This is a genomic window from Brevundimonas sp. NIBR11 (genome assembly GCF_027912535.1).
Classification (GTDB): Bacteria; Pseudomonadota; Alphaproteobacteria; order Caulobacterales; family Caulobacteraceae; genus Brevundimonas.
The window spans coordinates 1,808,143-1,825,087 of sequence record NZ_CP115465.1 but is presented as its reverse complement, the minus strand read 5'-3'; the positions used below and the strand labels follow the sequence as shown (position 1 = coordinate 1,825,087).

The following is a 16,945-nucleotide window of genomic DNA, read 5'->3' as shown; positions in this document are numbered from 1 at the left end:
GGCCGGGTGCGGCTAAGCAATCCGACATGACCGACGACGCGATCCGTGACCGCAAGGACCAGCATCTGGACGTCGTCCTGGCGGGCGGCGGGCGCCATGCGCGGGATGCGGGTTTCGACGCCATCCGCTTCGTGCACGAGGCTTTGCCGGATCTGGATCATGCCAAGATCGACCTCGGCGCCGATTTTCTGGGACGGCGGCTCAAGGCGCCCCTGCTGATCAGTTCGATGACCGGCGGGCCGGCGCGGGCCGAGGCGATCAACGCCCACCTCGCCGAGGCGGCGCAGACCCTGGGCATCGCCCTGGCCGTGGGGTCGCAACGTGCGGCGCTGGAGGGGGTCGGCGCCGGTCTGGATCAGTCGCTGCGTCGCCGGGCGCCGGACACGCCGATCCTGGCCAATATCGGCGCGGCGCAGCTGACGCGCGGGTTTGGCGTCGACGAGGCGCGCCGAGCCATCGAGATGATCGGCGCCGACGCCCTGATCGTGCACCTGAACCCTCTGCAGGAGGCCTGCCAGCCGGAGGGTGATCGCGACTGGTGGGGCGTCGGCGCGGCGCTGGAGGCGCTGGTGCGTCGGCTCGACGCGCCGGTGGTGGTCAAGGAGACGGGGGCGGGACTGTCGGGCGCGACCGCGCGGCGGTTGGCTGAGATGGGCGTGGCGGCGCTGGACGTCGCGGGCGCGGGCGGCGCGAACTGGGGACTGATCGAGGGCGAGCGCGCCACCGATCCCGCCGACAAGACCCACGCCCTGGCCTTCGCCGACTGGGGCAATCCGACGGCGACGGCGATCGCGCAGGTTCGCGCGGTCTGCCCGGATATCGTCCTGATCGGCTCTGGCGGCGTACGCGACGGGGTCGATGCGGCCAGGGCCATCCGGCTGGGCGCCGATATCGTCGGGCAGGCGGCCGGGGTGCTTCAGGCCGCGACGGTGTCGACCGAGGCGGTGGTCGCTCACTTCCAGACCGTCATCCGCCAGCTGCGCACGGTCTGCTTCTGTACTGGCTCGGCCAGCCTCCAGGCGCTGAGAACGGCTCCGCTTCAGTAAATCTGCTGACCCTGCCGCCACGCAGAGCGGGTGACGCCAGACTATAAATCCCGTTAAAGTTGTTATACGTTCCAAATGTCATCTGAGATTGTGCGGAGCCCGACTGTGACCGTTCACGCGTTTCCCACGCGTCCGTCGACCTTGTGCACGCGCGCCAGGGCCGATCGGTTCGAGTTGTGGCTAGTGGGCGGGCTGGTGGTCGCGACGGCGGCGCAGGCGGCCTTGTTCACCTGGAGTTGGGTCGCTGCCTAGCGACCTCACTCCGGCCAGACGGTGGTGTCGTCGGGCCAGACCTTGCGGTTGGGCGAGCCCTGATAGACCCAGTCCAGGGTGCGCGCCAGGGACCGGGCGCCGAACCTCTGGGCGGGCAGGGCGGCCGGAAGGCCGTGCATCTGGCGCGCCCAGTCCGGCAAAAGGTCCGCGCCGCAAGCCATGACGAGACTGGCGGCGACCCCCTCGGCCGCGCCGCCGATGCGCTGGCCCATCACCAGGGCGGCGACCTCGCGCGTGCGGGCGTCGGCCTTCAACTGCGGCCGCATAGACTGGATCAGGGCTTCGGCCTCCGCGCGGTTTCGGGGCACGGGGTCGGCGCCGAGAGCCAGACCGATGCGGGCCATCTCGTCGAAATAGGCATCCTGATCCGCCGCAGACATGTCGCGATCCTGATAGCGGACCCATGCGTCGAGGAAGCTCTTGATCTCGGTGACGTGGACCCACGCCAGCAGGCTCGGATCGTCGACCTTGTAGGGCGTGCCGTCGGGCAGGGTTCCTCCGAGCTTTCGATGGATGCTCTTGACCCGATCGATGGCGGCCTGTCCCGCCGAGGCATGGTCGAAAGTGGTCACGGCGATGAACTTCGCCGTCCGGCGCAGGCGACCGTGCATGTCAGCGCGGAAGTCGGAGTGGTCCCAGACGCCCGCCAGCACCGCTGGATGCAGCATCTGCAAAAGCAGGCCCGACACCCCGCCGATCATCATGGTGACGATGTCGCCATTGACCCGCCAGGCGACGGCGTCGGTCGGGAACAGGGCGTCGGCGCGACGCAGCGCCGGCCGCTCCCCGCGTTCGTAGTCGTTGAAGAGCTCGTTGATCCGACGCCGGATCGTGACCTTGACGGGTTTGAATGGGGACATGCTCAGGCGGCGTCGCGCCAGGCCTTCAGCGCCTCGAGCGCCCGGATGCTCATGAGCCGCTTCTTGGCCCGGCCGCGTTCCTTCAGCGGGATCTTCCTGCCCTCCTCGTCGACCTTGGGCGCGTCGAGCGGGGGCAGCAGGCCGTAGTTGATGTTCATCGGCTGGAATTTCGCGCCGGCCAGATGGCCCCCGGTGATGTGCTCGACCAGGGCGCCGATGGCGGTGTGGGCGGCGGGCGCGTCCAATGGCTTTCCGAGCCGCTCGGCGGCGGCGAGACGCCCGGCCAGCAGGCCTGTGGCCGCGCTTTCGACATAGCCCTCGACACCCGTGACCTGACCGGCGAAACGCAGGCGCGGCATCGACTTCATGCGCAACTGTCGGTCCAGCAGCTGCGGGCTGTTCAGATAGGTGTTGCGGTGAAGGCCGCCGAGGCGGGCGAACTGGGCGTTCTGCAGGCCCGGGATCATGCGGAAGGTCTCGGCCTGGGCCCCGTGCTTCAGCTTGGTCTGGAAGCCGACGATGTTGAACAGGGTGCCCAGCGCATTGTCCTGACGCAGCTGGACGATGGCGTGGGCCTTGACCAGCGGGTCGCGCGGGTTGGTCAGGCCGACAGGCTTCATCGGGCCGTGGCGCAGGGTCTCGCGACCGCGCTCGGCCATCACCTCGATGGGCAGGCAGCCGTCGAAATAGGGGACGTTCTCCCACTCCTTGAACTCAGCCTTGGGCCCGTCGATCAAGGCGTCGATGAAGGTGTCGTACTCTTCCTTGTTCATCGGACAGTTGACGTAGGCGGCTGCGTCACCGCCGGGGCCTTCCTTGTCGTAGCGCGACTGACGCCAGGCGATGTCGAAGTCGATCGAGTCGGCGTGGACGATGGGGGCGATGGCGTCGAAGAAACTCAGGGATTCCTCGCCCGTCAGCGACAGGATGGCCTCGGCCAGGGCGGGGGAGGTGAGGGGGCCGGTGGCGACGATGACATTGTCCCACTCCTCAGGCGGCAGGCCGGCGATCTCCTCCCGCTGGATGGTGACCAGGGGGTGGGCTTCCAGTTTCGCCGTCACGGCCTGGGAGAAGCCGTCACGGTCGACGGCCAGGGCCCCGCCGGCCGGAACCATGTGGTCGCCGGCGCAGGCCATGATGACCGAGCCCAGTTCACGCATCTCCTGATGCAGCAGGCCGACGGCGTTGTATTCCCAATCGTCGGAGCGGAAGGAGTTGGAACAAACCAGCTCGGCCAGACCATCCGTGTGGTGGGCGTCGGTCTTGACGCCAGGAACGCCGCGCATTTCGTGCAGGACGACGGGGACGCCGGCGGAAGCGATCTGCCAGGCGGCTTCGGAACCGGCGAGGCCGCCGCCGATGACATGAATAGGGGAGAGGTCGGTCATGGGCGGCTTCTTAGACACGCAGGCGCCGTTCGTCAGCAGATGTCTGGTCCCGTTGTGCTATCGCCCGCTATGATGGTGCGAACGCTCGGCGAGGGGGCCCGATGAGCCACAAGGATGTGGGAGGCCGGCGCCTGAAGCTCCGGATCGCCTTGGGTCGCACGCTGGCGGTCCTGCCGTTGCTGTGGCGGAGGGCTGCGGGAGCCCTGGCCCTGTGCGCCGCCGCCTGGCTGGTTCCGGCGGTCTGGGCGCCGACAGGCTGGATGGTCTGGCTGTGGGGGCTGGCGGCCATCGTTATGACCGTGCTCGCCGTGGGCGCCCTGTCGCGTTTGGCGATCAGCGATGATCTCGGCGGAGCGCGCCGGCTGGGGCTCGGGCCCTTGGGGCTGCAGGCTGGATTGCCCGAGGCGCGGCTCATCGGCGCTGCCCTTCTGTGTCTGCTGTTCCTGGCCATGATCGTCTGCATCCTGGCTCTGGTGGTGCTGGCCGTCTTCGGCATGGCGGAGCTGAATGTTCAGGCCATCCAGGTGCGTGACTGGGCCGCCGTCGGCGAGCCTTGGAAGCTGGGTGTGCTGGCGGCTCTGGGCTTGGGCGCCGTCGCCGTCCCCCTGTTGCTGATCGTGCGGCTGTCGCTGTTCGCGCCCGCGACATTGGGCCGTCGCCAGATGGTGTCGCTGAACTCCATGGGCATCGCCTACGGCAGCTTCTGGCAGATCCTGGCCGGGCTGATCGTGACCGCCCTGCCCAAGATCGTGCTGCTGGTCCTGATGGGGACGGGTCTGCTGGTCGGAAAGGCGGGGCAGGTCGTCTGCGTGCTCGGACTGGTCGGTCTGCAACTGCCCCTGACGCTCGGTTTCCTGGGCGCCGCCTATCGCCAACTCGAATACTGGTCGCCCGAGGAGCCCAAGCGATGAAGCCGAGCTTCTCTTTCAGCGACGCCCTCAGCGCGCCGTTCGCCATGCTGCGCCGTAGGCCGCTGTACCTGTTCGTCTGGGGGCTGCTGATGATGGCGTGTCGGCCGTCAGCTACATCCTGATGACGCCCCTCCTGGAGGCCCTCCCGCTCGGCGAGCCGGACGGCTGGGAGGCGCTGGGGCAGTACTTCGGAGCGACCTCGCCGTCTGCAGAGGAGTTGTCACGGCTCAGCGCCGCGATCAACGGCCTCAATGTGTTGATATATCTGGTGATGGTCTGGGTAATCTACATGATCAGCGCCATCCTGATGAATGCGGCGGTCGGGGGCATCCTGGCGGGCGGCTTCTTCGGTCAGGGTGTCGTCTGGCCATCAGACGTCGACACCGTCGCCGACCTGCAGCCGATGCTGATCCCGCTAGTGCTGACGGCCGTCCCGTTCTCGATCGGCTTCGGCTGGGTCATGGCGCTCTACGCCGCACCGTCTGTCGTGGCGGCGCGACAGCTGCTGGACGGGGTCGCTGCGCACCAGGCGGTCCCGGCCGCGCCTGCGATCGTTCAAGACGCGCCGCGCGTGGATGCGCTACAACCCTCGTGAGCAGGATTCAGGGAGGGATTCGATGACTTTTTCAGCGACCGAAGCGGCCTTCGAGGGCTTCCGCGTCGTCCGCCGTCATCCGCTCGCCGTCCTGTTCTGGGGCCTGGCCTATGCGTTGATGTACGGTGTCGTGTTCGGACTTTTCGGCGGGCCGCTGACATCGATGATGGCGGCCATGATCGCCAACATGACGGAAGGGGCGTCGTCCGCCACCGAGATCGAACAGTTAGGCGAGAGCTCGGCGGGCATCATATGGTTGTTGGCACCCCTGCTGCTGGTGCTCGGCTCGGTGACCAGCGCCGCTGTCGCCCGCGCAGTGCTGAGGCCGTCGGAAAGTGCGTTCGGCTATCTCCGGCTCGGCGGCGACGAGCTTCGGGTCCTGGCCGTGAGCGTCGTCCTGTTCATCGTGACCTTGGGGGCCAGCATGCTGCTGTTCGGCCTGACCGGCGTGCTGGTCGAGCTGGCGAAAGCGGTCAATGCGGGCGTCGCCATCTTGGTCTTGATCTTGTTCGGATGCGCTTCGGTCGGGGCGCTGCTCTGGCTGACGGTGCGTCTGAGCCTGGCGGTGCCGATCACGGTGGCCGAACAACGCATCGCGCCTTTTGCCTCCTTCGCCCTCACCAAGGGCCAGACCCCATCGTTGCTCGGAATGGCGATCCTCGCCGGCGTTATGTCGATGCTCGTCTCACTGCTCGTCAGCGTCGTGGCTCTTCCGGCGACGATCGCCATCGGCGGGGAGTCGGGCCTGATGGCCTATGCTGGACGTTCGACGCTCGAAATCCTTCAGCAGGCGGCGCCCGTCGTGATCGTCTGGGTTCTCGTCAATGCCTTGCAGGGCGCTCTGCAACTGGCGGTGCTGTATGCGCCGTTCTCGGCCGCCTACCGCGACCTGAAGGGCCTGCCGCACGAGTGACGGCGCGCTGACGCCAAAGCCACAAGGGGATTGGATGGCCGGTATCGAACTCTACGCGCCGAGACCGGCGCGCCATCGCCGCACCTGGAGCGTGGCCGCGGTCGTGCTGGGCATAGCCTTCATGATCACCGGACAGATCCTCGGCGTGATCCCCGGCGTCGCTCTGGGCCTGATGGACACCGAGGGGACCAGCTCGGGCTGGCTCGGCGATTTCTACATGCTGGTCGTCATGTTTGGCCTGGCGGCCCTGATGGTCAGCGGCTGGGTCCTGTGGTTCGAGCGGCGGCCGCTGTCGACCATCGGCTTCAACGAGAACGGACTGAAGCGTTTCCTGAGCGGCTATGCCGTGGGGCTGGCCTTCCTTGTGGCCATAATCGGCGTGATCTGGGTCGCCGGCGGCTATCGGAGCGAGGCCGGCGGGGTCTTCGCCTCGGAAGGCGCCGTGGCCGCCCTCCTTCCCATCGGCGCGCTCCTGCTGGGCTTCATCGTCCAGGGCTCGACCGAGGAGATCGTCTTCCGGGGCTGGCTGATGCAGCTGATCGCCTCGCGCCACGGCTTGGTCATAGCCCTGATCGTCAACGCCGTTCTGTTCGGCCTGGTCCATGCCGGGAACATCGAGCCGACGAAGGAGCTGGCCTTGGGAGTCGTCAACATCGTCCTGTTCGGCGCCTTCATCGGCCTCTACGCCGCGCGCGAGGGGTCGCTGTGGGGCGTGTGCGGCTGGCACGCGGCCTGGAACTGGCTGCTGGGCCTCGGCTTCGGCCTGGAGGTGTCCGGCCATGTGATGGACGTGAAGCCGCTGGTCGTCGATCTGACGGCAGCCGACGGTGCGCCCTGGTGGCTGACGGGCGCGACCTTCGGGCCTGAGGCCAGCGTGGTGACGACGGTCATCCTGCTGGGCGCCAGCCTCTGGGTCGTGATGCGCGGCCCGTTCAACGGCCATGCGACGCCGGAGCCGGTCGCGCCCAGGCTTGCTGAGACCTCCGAGACGCCCGCGACCTGATCACGATCAGGCGTCGGCCTTCGCCTTGGCCTTCGTCTTCTTCGGAGCCTCGGCGGTCAGGGCCGCGACCCGCGCCTTGCGACGCGTCTCGTGCCGGTCCAGCACGTCCTTGAGGTATTTGCCGGTCCAGGACTTGTCGTTCTTCGCCACCTCTTCCGGCGTACCGACCGCGACGATCTCGCCGCCGCCGTCGCCGCCCTCGGGCCCGAAGTCCAACAGGTAGTCGGCGACCTTGATGACATCGAGATTGTGCTCGATCACCACGATGGTGTTGCCGCTCTCGACCAGCTCCTGGAGCACTTCCAGAAGCTTGCGGGTGTCCTCGAAGTGCAAGCCGGTGGTGGGTTCGTCCAGGATGTAGAGCGTCTTGCCGGTCGCCCGCTTCGACAGCTCCTTCGACAGCTTGACCCGCTGGGCCTCGCCGCCCGACAGGGTCGTCGCCGACTGGCCGACCTGAACGTAGCCCAGACCCACACGCTCCAGCGTCTGCATCTTGTCGCGGATCGGCGGGACGGCGTTGAAGAAGCGGGCGGCCTCCTCGACCGTCATGTCCAGCACGTCACTGATGGACTTGCCCTTGAACACGATCTCCAGCGTCTCGCGGTTGTAGCGCTTGCCCTTGCAGACATCGCACGTGACGTAGACGTCCGGCAGGAAGTGCATCTCGATCTTGATCAGACCGTCGCCCTGACAGGCCTCGCAGCGCCCGCCCTTGACGTTGAAGCTGAACCGGCCGGGACCATAGCCGCGCGCCTTCGATTCCGGCAGGCCCGCGTACCAATCGCGGATGGGCCCGAAGGCGCCGGTGTAGGTCGCCGGATTCGAACGCGGAGTGCGGCCGATCGGCGACTGGTCGATGTCGATGACCTTGTCGAAATGCTCCAGGCCTTCGATCCGGTCGAAGGGGGCGGGGGCGTCCGACGCGTTGTTCAGACGACGGGCCGCGGCCTTGTAGAGGGTCTCGATGGTGAAGGTCGACTTGCCCCCGCCCGACACGCCAGTGATGCAGGTGAAGACCCCGACCGGAATCTCGCCGGTGACATTCTTCAGGTTGTTGCCGCTGGCGCCGGAGACCTTGAGCAGCTTCTTGCGATTGATCGGACGGCGGCCGTCACGAGGGATCTCAATCTCCCGTTCGCCGGTCAGGTATTTGCCGGTCAGCGACTTCGGATTGGCCATGACTTCGGCGGGGGTGCCTTCGGCGCAAATCTGGCCGCCGTGGACGCCCGCGGCGGGGCCCATGTCGATGACGTAGTCGGCGGTCATGATCGCCTCCTCGTCGTGCTCGACCACCAGGACCGAGTTGCCGAGGTCGCGCAGGCCCATCAGCGATTCCAGCAGCCGGGTGTTGTCACGCTGGTGCAGGCCGATGGAGGGCTCGTCGAGGACGTAGAGGACGCCGGTCAGGCCGGACCCGATCTGGGACGCCAGGCGGATGCGCTGGCTTTCGCCGCCGGAGAGGGTGCCGGAGGAGCGCGACAGGCTGAGGTAGTCGAGGCCGACGTTGTTCAAGAAGCGCAGCCGGTCCGAGATTTCCTTCAGGATGCGGCGGCCGATCTCCATCTGCTTGTCGGTCAGCTGGTCGGGCAGGGCCGAAACCCAGTCGAACGCCTTCTTGATCGACAGCATCGAGATCTCGGCGATGTCGTTGCCGCTGACCTTGACCGCCAGGGCCTCGGGCTTGAGGCGCTTGCCGTGGCAGGCGTCGCAGGGGGTCTCGGACTGGAAGCGGCCCAGTTCCTCGCGGACCCAGGCGCTGTCCGTCTCGCGCCAGCGGCGGTCGAGGTTGGGGATCACCCCCTCGAACGGCTTGGAGACCTCGTACTTCCGGGCGTTGTCGTCGTAGACGAACTTGATCTTCTCGGTCCCGGTGCCGAGCAGAATGACGTCCTGCGCCTTCTTCGGCAAGTCGCGCCACGGCACGTCCATCGAGAAGCCGTAGTGCAGGCTCAACGCCTGAAGCGTCTGCGTATAAAGGGGCGACGGCCCACGCGACCACGGGGCGACCGCGCCTTTGTGCAAGGTTTTATCACGGTCCGGCACAACGAGATCGGCGTCGAAGGCCAGTTTGACCCCCAGGCCGTCGCAGACCGGACAGGCGCCGAACGGGTTGTTGAACGAGAACAGCCGCGGCTCGATCTCGGCGATGGTGAAGCCGGACATCGGGCAGGCGAACTTCTCGGAGAAGGTCATCCGGCGCGGCTCTTCGCCCTCGGCGGCATTGGCCCACTCCGCGACCGCGATGCCGTCGGCCAGACCCAAGGCGGTCTGCAGACTGTCGGCGTAGCGCGCTTCCAGCCCCGCCTTGGTGACGATCCGGTCCACGACGATGTCGATGTCGTGCTTGAACTTCTTGTCGAGAGTCGGGGCGTCCTCGATGGCGTAGAACTGGCCGTCGATCTTCAGGCGCTGGAACCCCGCGCGCTGCCACTCGGCGATCTCCTTCTTGTACTCGCCCTTGCGGCCGCGAACGACGGGGGCCAGCAGCAGCAGCCGCTCGCCTTCGTCCAGGGCCGTCAGCTTGTCCACCATCATGGAGATGGTCTGGCTCTCGATCGGCAGGCCGGTCGCGGGCGAATAGGGCACTCCGACGCGCGCCCACAGCAGGCGCATGTAATCGTGGATCTCGGTCACCGTGCCGACCGTGGAGCGCGGATTCTTGGACGTCGTCTTCTGTTCGATGGAAATGGCCGGCGACAAGCCCTCGATCAGGTCGACGTCCGGCTTGCCCATCAGCTCCAGGAACTGACGCGCATAGGCAGATAGGCTCTCGACGTAGCGCCGCTGGCCCTCGGCGTAGATGGTGTCGAAGGCGAGCGAGGATTTGCCCGACCCCGACAGGCCGGTCATCACGACCAGCTTCTCGCGCGGGATGTCGACGTCCACGCCCTTGAGATTGTGCTCGCGCGCGCCACGCACGCGAATGAAGTTGTGCTTTTCGGTCATGCTGTCCGGGAACGCGGGAAGGCCGGACAGGTGTCCGGTGCAACGACGCTATATGGGAACTGATCGCCCCGATTCAGCAAGAACAATGTGGGAACATCAAGGCGCTGCTGACAGACGCTGTCATTCCAGCAGGGCGGCGCCCGTGTTCAGGCTGACGACGCAGGTGAAGTCGTTGGCGCCGCCGGTCGAGCAATAGTCTACCCCGAACATGTCGCGTTCCACGCGCTCGGTCATTCTGAAGGTCCGACCGCCGGTCTGGATCTCGGATCCGATGGCCGCGCTGCGAGCGGCGAGCCCGTTGTAGAAGGCGCGCGCCGGGGCGCCCGTGCAGGTGAACAGGAGTCGGACATTGCCGTCGTCTTCCGCGTATCCATAGGCGCGAGCTGCGGTCGCCTGGGCGATGCAGTCGACATAAAGCGCCGCTCGCGGATGCGATTGGGTCTGAATGGGCGTGTAGTCTGGCGCGGCCGCGGGGCCGGCGTCCGACAGGCTGGCGCAACCGGTGACCGCGATGGAGCTGCTTACCAAGGCGGCGACGAAGGCGAGGCGTTGCATGGCGATCTCCGGGATGACGAACCGGAGAGTGACACACCGAGCGTCGTTTCGTCAGCCCCAGCTGGCGACCGCGCCCATACGGCGGGCGACCGGCTCGTTGGCGGCGAGATGGGTGCGCGGCTCGGCCTCGGCCTTGCCGAACAGCCAGCCCTGGCCCTGATCGACCCCTATTTCCCTGAGGATATCGGCGGCGCCCTGTGTCTCGATCATCTCGGCGATGGTTTCGACCTTAAGCGAGCGGCACAGTTCGACCAGATGGCCGATGAGGGTCCGCGCCTTGGGATCGGCCTCCAGCCCCTGGACGAAGGACCCGTCGATCTTGACCGTGTCGACCGACAGGCGGCGCAGATAGTCGTAGCTGGCCGCGCCCGCTCCGAAATCGTCTATACACACCTTGATCCCGGCCGCCCGCAGCGCGCCCAACCGACGGTTGGCGGCCTCGACGTCCGAGAGGGCGGCGGATTCCGTCACCTCGACGATCAGCCGCCTGCGTTCTTCCGGCCGCCCGGACGTCATGCGCAGCAGCGCCTGGACATATCGGTCGTCGGCCAGGGAGGCGCCCGAAACATTGACCGCGAACTTCAGCAGACCCGCGCCCTGCTGACGCAGACGGCTCAGCGCCTTCTCGGCCACGGCCACGTCGAAGCTGTCGATCAGGGCCATTTCCTCGGCCATGCGGATGGCGTTGGCCGGGCTGGCGGATCCCTTGAAGCGGGCCAGGGCCTCGAAGTGATGCACGGCGCCGGTCTTGAGGTCGACGATCGGCTGGTAGTGCAGGTCGAAGCGGCGGTCGCGGACCATGGCCTGAAAGGCGTGGGCGTCGTTCAGTGTGCGCGACAGGGCGGCGGTGAACGACAGCTCGGGCGCGGCGCCCCCTTCCTTCAGGCAACCCTCGACGGCGACACGCAGGGCGCGTAGGGCGCTCAGCGATTCTCCGCCCGCGGTCAGGTCGGACTCGGCGGCGCGCGCTGTCAGCTCGAAGCCCTCGCTGCGGCCGATCTCGTTCATCTCGCCGGCGATGTCGACGTCGTCGTCGCGGTCGCGAACCAGGGCGAAACGCTCGGGCCCCAGCTTGCCGGCCGTGGCGCCGCCGACGGAGGCGGCCTGCAAGGCGGCCTCGACCCGGGCGTTGAGTCGCTCGCCAGCCTCGCCCATCGCCTGGGCGGCGGCCAGACCCTCGACATCGACGAAGGCGACGGCCAGGTCGCGCGGTTGGGCGGGCGGGGCCATGACCTCGCGCGCGCGTCGCAGGAAGGCCTCCGGCGTCAGGGCCGGGGCGGCCTCGGGATCATGCAGGGCGAAGGCCGGCCCTTCCCAAGTGATCGAGCAGGAGATGTTCGGCGCGAGGTCTGGCAGCAGGAAGAAGCGCGCGGTCGCCCGCCGCATCCGGCCTTCGCCAGCGAGGAACAGCAGTTCGACCGGCGCTGTGCGCGCGCCGGGACGCAGGCTCTTCAGAACGTCATCCAGCTTGTCGATACTGATCGGATCGATGCGGCTGGACAGGGCGGCGCCGCAGAAGCTCTCGGCCGAAAGACCCGCCGCCGGCCCCGACCCCATGCCGAAGACCGTCGCACCCTCGCCGTCGAGTTCCAGCAGAAGATCGGCCGAGGCGAAGGCGAAACCGAGGAGGCGCTTGCGGATCATGCCGCAATCTTGCGCCGCCACCTCTTAAACTTGACCGCAAGTACGTCCTTAATGACGAGAAAATGCGGGCCCCTTGCAGCTCCCGGAGGCTTAGGCCGTACGGTTCAACGTCACGGCCCGGCTGTCGCCGCCATAGGCCTGACCGGAGGCTCCGTAGCCCGTGCCCATGGCCCGAGCGCCGGCGACTTCCTGGGCGATGGTGCGAACCAGGCCTTCGGAGATCGTTCGCGCGGCCTCGACGGTGCGAGCGTGGATGGCCAGGACCGCCTCGAACGCCTCTGTCGCCCTGACCAGGGCCATGCGCTCGCTGGCCGGCGCGGCCATGAGGATGGCCTTGTTGGCCTTCAGGTGCCCGGATTCCTTGCGGTACTGGTTGGCCAGCTCCTGCGTCTCGGCGAGACCGGCCGCCACATCGGCGGCGCGGCGGCTGGCGAAGGCGTCGGTCTCCATCTCCAGACGGGCGGTCAGCCGGTCCGTCAGGGCGGTCAGCTGGCGCAGATAGGCGGTGGCGGTGGTGGCGTCGCTCATGCCGTGGCTCCCGGAAGCGTCTGGGCCTGGGACTGTTCGGCCTGCATGCGGATCATCTCGGACATGACGGTGTCGGCCAGGCCGATGCCGCCGTGACGCACGGTCTGCTTGGCCATCTCGTCGATCATGAAGCTGCGCCACTGACCTTCGGCCTCGCCGCCGCCGAAGGGACCGTCGGTCGAGATGCCCTCGAACATGGGCTTGAGCATCTGCGACAGGAAGGAGGCCTCGAACCGTTCCGCCGTCTCGCGCATGCGGGCGGTCCCGGCGGCGCCCGGCGTCGCGACGGTCGGGGTCAGCAGGGACGGGGAGACGGCCAGGTCGCTCATCACAGCACCTCGATATCGGCCTGCAGCGCGCCCGCCGCCTTGATGGCCTGAAGGATGGAGATCATGTCGCGCGGCGAGACGCCCAGCGCATTCAGCCCGTTGACCAGGGTCGACAGGGACGTCGCCCCGTTCACCAGGCGGATCTCGCGACCCAGTTCCTCCTCGACCGTCACGGCCGAGTCCGGGACGACCGTGGTCTGGCCCTGGCTGAAGGGCGCGGGCTGGCTGACCTGGGGGCTTTCCTGGACCGAGATGGTCAGATTGCCCTGGGCGATGGCCACGGTGGAGATGCGGACGTTCTCGCCCATGACGATGACGCCGTTGACCTCGTCGATGATGACGCGCGCCGGAGTGTCGACCGCGACCGGCATGTTCTCGACCCGGCTGATGAAGGCCGCCATGCCCAGCTGGGCCGGCGCGCGCAGGGTGATGACGCTGCCGTTCTCGGCCAGGGCCGAGGCGGGGAAGGAGGCGTTGATGGCGGCGGCGACGCGCTGGGCCGTGGTGAAGTCGGGGTTGCGCAGGTTCAGCCGAACCTCGGGCATGGAATCCAGATGGAAGGCCGTCTCCGTCTCGACCGTGGCGCCCGAGGCGATGCGGCCGGCGGTCGGCACGCCGCGCGTCACCGACGAGCCAGAGCCGCCCGATCCCGACACGGCGCCGGTCTGGATGGATCCCTGCGCCACCGCATAGACGCTGCCGTCCGCGCCCTGAAGGCTGGTGACCAGAAGGGTGCCGCCCAGCAGGCTCTTGGAATCGCACATGCTGGAGACCGAGACGTCGACGCGCGAGCCGGGCGTCGCGAAGGGCGGCAGTTCGGCCGTCACCATGACGGCGGCCAGGTTCTTGGAGTTGGCGTTGGTCCCGCGAATGTTGACGCCCAGACGCTCGGTCATCCCTTCCAGCGACTGGCGGGTGAAGGGGCAGTTGCGCAAGGAGTCGCCCGTGCCGTTCAGACCGACCACCAGGCCATAGCCGACCAGCTGGTTGGTGCGCACGCCCTCGATGGAGGCGATGTCCTTGATCCGCGACTGTGCCGACGCCTCGCCGGCGAACAGAGCGCCGACGGCGAAGGGAACGAGTAGGGCGGTGAGAAACTTTTGCACTGGGCCGTCTTTCCGCGAAGGGTCAGCCACACGCGTTGCGAGGATCATGCCGGACGGAAACGTCAGCGAAATCAGAGGGCGCGCCGCGAGACCTCCCGCGCAGCCCGGCAAATCCTGCCTCGCCGTTAACCAAACAGTGACGGTCGCCGCCGAAAGGTGGGCCATGGTTCGGAGTGTCTTTCCATGAAGGTCAACGGCCCGTCAGGGACGCCGTCCGCCGGCAGCCAGCGCCCCGTGCGCTCGGCCGGCGGCTTCTCCATGCCACAGACCTCGGGCGCGGCTCCGGCGACGGCCGCCGCCGCCACGGCGCCGGCTTCGGCGGTTGCGGACGTCTCCGCCCTGATGGCGCTGCAAGGCGTTGAAACGGCCACCGAGCGCCGCCGTCGCGCCATTCGTCGCGGCGGGACCCTGCTGGACCGTCTGGAAGAGCTGAAACTCGCCATGCTTTCGGGCGAGGCGGGCGAGGCCGCTCTGGAACGTCTGGGACGGACCCTGCGCGAGGAACGCCCGGAGGACAACGATGCGAGCCTGACAGGGCTTCTGGAGCAGATCGATCTGCGGGCCGCCGTCGAACTGGCCAAGGCCGAAGTTCGCCGCAGTGCAGCATAAACGCTGGTAAACGCGCTCTATTTCCCCGTTCCGGGAACAAGGTGAGGGCGAAATGTCACGGTGCAGGCGGCAAGCGAGCTTGGCCGTGATCACGGACGCGCGAACCCGGTTGCCGCGACTCTCCAGACACGCCATACGCCGTCCTACGCCACGGGGGCGTTGTTCTAAGAGTGTGAGTGCGATGACCGCATTGGCCTCGATCGTGTCTGACGAACCGGTCGCCTACCGACCTTCCGACGACGAGCCGTTCATGAATGAACGTCAGCTCGCCTATTTCAAACACAAGCTGATGGCGTGGAAGGATGAAATCCTTCGCGAGTCCAAGGGCACGGTGGTGAACCTGAAGGCGGAAACGGAAAACCATCCGGATCTGGTTGATCGGGCGTCGTCGGAGTCGGACCGGGCGCTGGAGCTTCGCACGCGCGACCGCCAGCGCAAGCTGATCTCCAAGATCGAGGACGCCCTGCGGCGGATTGAGGACGGCTCCTACGGCTACTGCGAAGACACTGGCGAACCGATCGGCCTCGGCCGCCTGGAGGCCCGTCCGACCGCCACCCTGTCGGTGGAAGCGCAAGAGCGCCATGAGCGCCGCGAGCGGGTTCACCGGGACGATTGAAAAGGCAAAACGCCCCCTCGCAGCGCGACGGGGGCGTTTTTCTTGATCGCCTATTCCGGAATGTCGCTGAAGTTGCCGTAGCCTGACCGCGCCAGGTTGCCGAAGCGCGTCGTGTCGGCGTCGAAGCTCAGCTTCACGATGCCGATCGGACCGTGGCGCTGCTTGCCGATGACGACCTCGGCCTGGTGCTGCAGGATGTCCATGTCCTCCTGCCACTTCAGGTGCTCTTCCGTGCCCTCGCGCGGCTCGGTGCGGCCCAGGTAGTAGCTTTCCCGATACACGAACATCACGCAGTCGGCGTCCTGCTCGATCGAGCCGGATTCCCGCAGGTCGGACAGCTGCGGCCGCTTGTCCTCGCGGTTCTCGACCTGACGCGACAGCTGCGACAGCGCGATGATCGGGACGTTCAGCTCTTTTGCCAAAGCTTTGAGGCCGCCGGTGATCTCCGAGACCTCCTGCACCCGGTTCTTCTGGCCGCCGCCTTCGCCGACGGTGATCAGCTGGAGGTAGTCGACGATAATCAGATCCAGGCCGTGGTCCATCCGCTTCAGGCGGCGCGCGCGGGCCGCCAGCTTGGAGATGGCCAGGCCGCCGGTGGCGTCGATGTAGAGGGGGCTCTCGCCGATCTCGATGGCGGCGTCGCGCACCTTGCCGAAGTCCGAGGCGTCGATCTCACCCTTGCGCAGACGGTCGGACGAAACCCCGGAGGCGTCGGCCAGGATACGCATGGCCAGCTGTTCGGCGCTCATTTCCAGCGAGAAGAAGGCGACCACCCCGCCGGACACCGTCTTGCGTCCGTCCGGCGTCGGCTCCCAGCGATAGTTGCGCGCCACGTTGAAGGCGATGTTGGTCGCCAGCGCCGTCTTGCCCATCGACGGACGGCCCGCGAGGATCAGAAGGTCCGACGGATGCATGCCGCCGAGCTTGGAATCCAGATCGTCCAGGTGGGTCGCCAGACCGGCCAGCTTGCCGTCCCGCTGATAGGCCTCGCCCGCCATCTGCACGGCGCCGGCCAGCGCCGTCGAGAAGCTGACGAAGCCGGACGACGGCGCACCGGTCTCGGCCAGCGAATAGAGGGTCAGTTCGGCCTGTTCGATCTGCTCCAGCGCCGCGCGCTCGGGATCGGGGGCCTCCTTGATGATGTCGCCGCCGATGCGGATCAGGTCGCGACGAAGGGCCAGGTCGTAGACGAGCCGGGCGTAGTCCGGCGCATTGGCCCCCGGGGGCGCGCGGTCCATCAGGTCGGCCAGATAGCGCAGGCCGCCGAACTCGGCGAAGGCCGGATCCTGCTTGAACCGTTCCATCAGAATGGTCGGCTCGGCCAGCATCCCCTGGCGGATATGGTCCTCGATGGCGTCGTAGAGCCGCTGGTGGAAGGGCTCGTAGAAATGCGATCCGCGCAGGCGGTCGCTCAACCGCTCGAAGATGGCGTTGTCGAACATCAGGGCGCCCAGCAGCGCCTGCTCCGCCTCGAGGTTGTGAGGCAGCGAGGGCAGGGCGACAGCGTCGGCGGAGAAGGGGGCGAAGGCGTTCATCGGGTTAACGCTTACCCGTCGCACGCCCCCACGACATGCCCGGACGCACCCTTGGTCGGGGATCGAATCCGCACGTCTGTGGACTTCT

Annotated in this window: 16 protein-coding genes; 7 read left to right on the top strand and 9 right to left on the bottom strand. The window is 67.5% G+C overall.

The genetic code is table 11. The features are described 5' to 3' along the window. Positions 1 to 26 precede the first annotated feature (26 nt). Positions 27 to 1,046, top strand: coding sequence for a type 2 isopentenyl-diphosphate Delta-isomerase (fni, locus tag O5O43_RS09305; RefSeq protein WP_271083612.1), 1,020 nt, complete (start codon positions 27 to 29; stop codon positions 1,044 to 1,046). Positions 1,047 to 1,303: 257 nt separating this feature from the next. Here fni and O5O43_RS09300 read toward each other — a convergent pair whose 3' ends face one another. Then, a complete protein-coding gene (locus tag O5O43_RS09300) occupies positions 1,304 to 2,179 on the bottom strand; it encodes an oxygenase MpaB family protein (RefSeq protein WP_271083611.1) in 876 nt (291 codons plus the stop codon). A gap of 2 nt (positions 2,180 to 2,181) precedes the next feature. Next, complete coding sequence (gene trmFO, locus O5O43_RS09295) at positions 2,182 to 3,567, bottom strand: methylenetetrahydrofolate--tRNA-(uracil(54)-C(5))-methyltransferase (FADH(2)-oxidizing) TrmFO (protein ID WP_271083610.1); 1,386 nt, start codon at positions 3,565 to 3,567, stop codon at positions 2,182 to 2,184. A gap of 101 nt (positions 3,568 to 3,668) precedes the next feature. Between trmFO and O5O43_RS09290 the strand changes: the two genes are divergently transcribed. The 4 genes from O5O43_RS09290 (at position 3,669) to O5O43_RS09275 (ending at position 6,989) form a co-directional block, all read left to right on the top strand. Then, on the top strand, positions 3,669 to 4,478 hold the full coding sequence (locus O5O43_RS09290) for a hypothetical protein (RefSeq protein WP_271083609.1): 810 nt from the start codon (positions 3,669 to 3,671) through the stop codon (positions 4,476 to 4,478). A gap of 97 nt (positions 4,479 to 4,575) precedes the next feature. Continuing rightward, positions 4,576 to 5,073, top strand: a complete 498-nt coding sequence (locus O5O43_RS09285; RefSeq protein ID WP_271083608.1) for a hypothetical protein — start codon at positions 4,576 to 4,578, stop codon at positions 5,071 to 5,073. A 22-nt stretch (positions 5,074 to 5,095) separates the two neighbouring features. Next, positions 5,096 to 5,986, top strand: a complete 891-nt coding sequence (locus O5O43_RS09280; RefSeq protein ID WP_271083607.1) for a hypothetical protein — start codon at positions 5,096 to 5,098, stop codon at positions 5,984 to 5,986. Between the two features lie 34 nt (positions 5,987 to 6,020). Then, positions 6,021 to 6,989, top strand: a complete 969-nt coding sequence (locus tag O5O43_RS09275) for a CPBP family intramembrane glutamic endopeptidase (protein ID WP_271083606.1) — start codon at positions 6,021 to 6,023, stop codon at positions 6,987 to 6,989. Between the two features lie 6 nt (positions 6,990 to 6,995). Here the strand turns inward: O5O43_RS09275 and uvrA are convergent, their stop codons facing one another. From uvrA to O5O43_RS09245, 6 genes are all read right to left on the bottom strand, one after another. Beyond that, positions 6,996 to 9,935, bottom strand: a complete 2,940-nt coding sequence (uvrA, locus tag O5O43_RS09270) for an excinuclease ABC subunit UvrA (protein WP_271083605.1) — start codon at positions 9,933 to 9,935, stop codon at positions 6,996 to 6,998. 120 nt (positions 9,936 to 10,055) lie between these two features. Next, positions 10,056 to 10,490, bottom strand: coding sequence for a hypothetical protein (locus O5O43_RS09265; RefSeq protein ID WP_271083604.1), 435 nt, complete (start codon positions 10,488 to 10,490; stop codon positions 10,056 to 10,058). Between the two features lie 51 nt (positions 10,491 to 10,541). Beyond that, positions 10,542 to 12,134: an EAL domain-containing protein gene (locus O5O43_RS09260; RefSeq protein ID WP_271083603.1), complete on the bottom strand. Its 1,593-nt coding sequence runs from the start codon at positions 12,132 to 12,134 to the stop codon at positions 10,542 to 10,544. A 90-nt stretch (positions 12,135 to 12,224) separates the two neighbouring features. Next, on the bottom strand, positions 12,225 to 12,662 hold the full coding sequence (locus tag O5O43_RS09255; RefSeq protein ID WP_271083602.1) for a flagellar basal-body protein FlbY: 438 nt from the start codon (positions 12,660 to 12,662) through the stop codon (positions 12,225 to 12,227). Next, complete coding sequence (locus tag O5O43_RS09250; protein WP_271083601.1) at positions 12,659 to 12,991, bottom strand: rod-binding protein; 333 nt, start codon at positions 12,989 to 12,991, stop codon at positions 12,659 to 12,661. Before O5O43_RS09250 ends, O5O43_RS09255 begins: the two co-directional genes overlap by 4 nt. Further along, on the bottom strand, positions 12,991 to 14,097 hold the full coding sequence (locus O5O43_RS09245; protein ID WP_271083600.1) for a flagellar basal body P-ring protein FlgI: 1,107 nt from the start codon (positions 14,095 to 14,097) through the stop codon (positions 12,991 to 12,993). Before O5O43_RS09245 ends, O5O43_RS09250 begins: the two co-directional genes overlap by 1 nt. Positions 14,098 to 14,280: 183 nt before the next feature. Between O5O43_RS09245 and O5O43_RS09240 the strand changes: the two genes are divergently transcribed. Both O5O43_RS09240 and dksA read left to right on the top strand, forming a co-directional pair. Continuing rightward, entirely contained in the window at positions 14,281 to 14,706 is a 426-nt protein-coding gene (locus O5O43_RS09240; protein WP_271083599.1) for a flagellar assembly protein FliX, read from the top strand. 181 nt (positions 14,707 to 14,887) lie between these two features. Next, a complete protein-coding gene (gene dksA / locus O5O43_RS09235) occupies positions 14,888 to 15,322 on the top strand; it encodes an RNA polymerase-binding protein DksA (protein WP_271083598.1) in 435 nt (144 codons plus the stop codon). A 50-nt stretch (positions 15,323 to 15,372) separates the two neighbouring features. On the opposite strand, the gene O5O43_RS09230 is transcribed toward dksA, so the two are convergent. Further along, positions 15,373 to 16,857 carry a replicative DNA helicase gene (locus O5O43_RS09230; RefSeq protein WP_271083597.1) on the bottom strand — a complete coding sequence of 495 codons (1,485 nt, stop codon included), beginning with the start codon at positions 16,855 to 16,857 and terminating at the stop codon, positions 15,373 to 15,375. Positions 16,858 to 16,945 lie beyond the last annotated feature (88 nt).

What these genes read in the sequence shown, in the direction of transcription:
- fni (WP_271083612.1), top strand. Translation starts at nt 27, where the DNA reads ATGACCGACGACGCGATCCGTGACCGCAAGGACCAGCATCTGGACGTC.
- O5O43_RS09300 (WP_271083611.1), bottom strand. Translation starts at nt 2,179, where the DNA reads ATGTCCCCATTCAAACCCGTCAAGGTCACGATCCGGCGTCGGATCAAC.
- trmFO (WP_271083610.1), bottom strand. Translation starts at nt 3,567, where the DNA reads ATGACCGACCTCTCCCCTATTCATGTCATCGGCGGCGGCCTCGCCGGT.
- O5O43_RS09290 (WP_271083609.1), top strand. Translation starts at nt 3,669, where the DNA reads ATGAGCCACAAGGATGTGGGAGGCCGGCGCCTGAAGCTCCGGATCGCC.
- O5O43_RS09280 (WP_271083607.1), top strand. Translation starts at nt 5,096, where the DNA reads ATGACTTTTTCAGCGACCGAAGCGGCCTTCGAGGGCTTCCGCGTCGTC.
- O5O43_RS09275 (WP_271083606.1), top strand. Translation starts at nt 6,021, where the DNA reads ATGGCCGGTATCGAACTCTACGCGCCGAGACCGGCGCGCCATCGCCGC.
- uvrA (WP_271083605.1), bottom strand. Translation starts at nt 9,935, where the DNA reads ATGACCGAAAAGCACAACTTCATTCGCGTGCGTGGCGCGCGCGAGCAC.
- O5O43_RS09265 (WP_271083604.1), bottom strand. Translation starts at nt 10,490, where the DNA reads ATGCAACGCCTCGCCTTCGTCGCCGCCTTGGTAAGCAGCTCCATCGCG.
- O5O43_RS09260 (WP_271083603.1), bottom strand. Translation starts at nt 12,134, where the DNA reads ATGATCCGCAAGCGCCTCCTCGGTTTCGCCTTCGCCTCGGCCGATCTT.
- O5O43_RS09255 (WP_271083602.1), bottom strand. Translation starts at nt 12,662, where the DNA reads ATGAGCGACGCCACCACCGCCACCGCCTATCTGCGCCAGCTGACCGCC.
- O5O43_RS09250 (WP_271083601.1), bottom strand. Translation starts at nt 12,991, where the DNA reads ATGAGCGACCTGGCCGTCTCCCCGTCCCTGCTGACCCCGACCGTCGCG.
- O5O43_RS09240 (WP_271083599.1), top strand. Translation starts at nt 14,281, where the DNA reads ATGAAGGTCAACGGCCCGTCAGGGACGCCGTCCGCCGGCAGCCAGCGC.
- dksA (WP_271083598.1), top strand. Translation starts at nt 14,888, where the DNA reads ATGACCGCATTGGCCTCGATCGTGTCTGACGAACCGGTCGCCTACCGA.
- O5O43_RS09230 (WP_271083597.1), bottom strand. Translation starts at nt 16,857, where the DNA reads ATGAACGCCTTCGCCCCCTTCTCCGCCGACGCTGTCGCCCTGCCCTCG.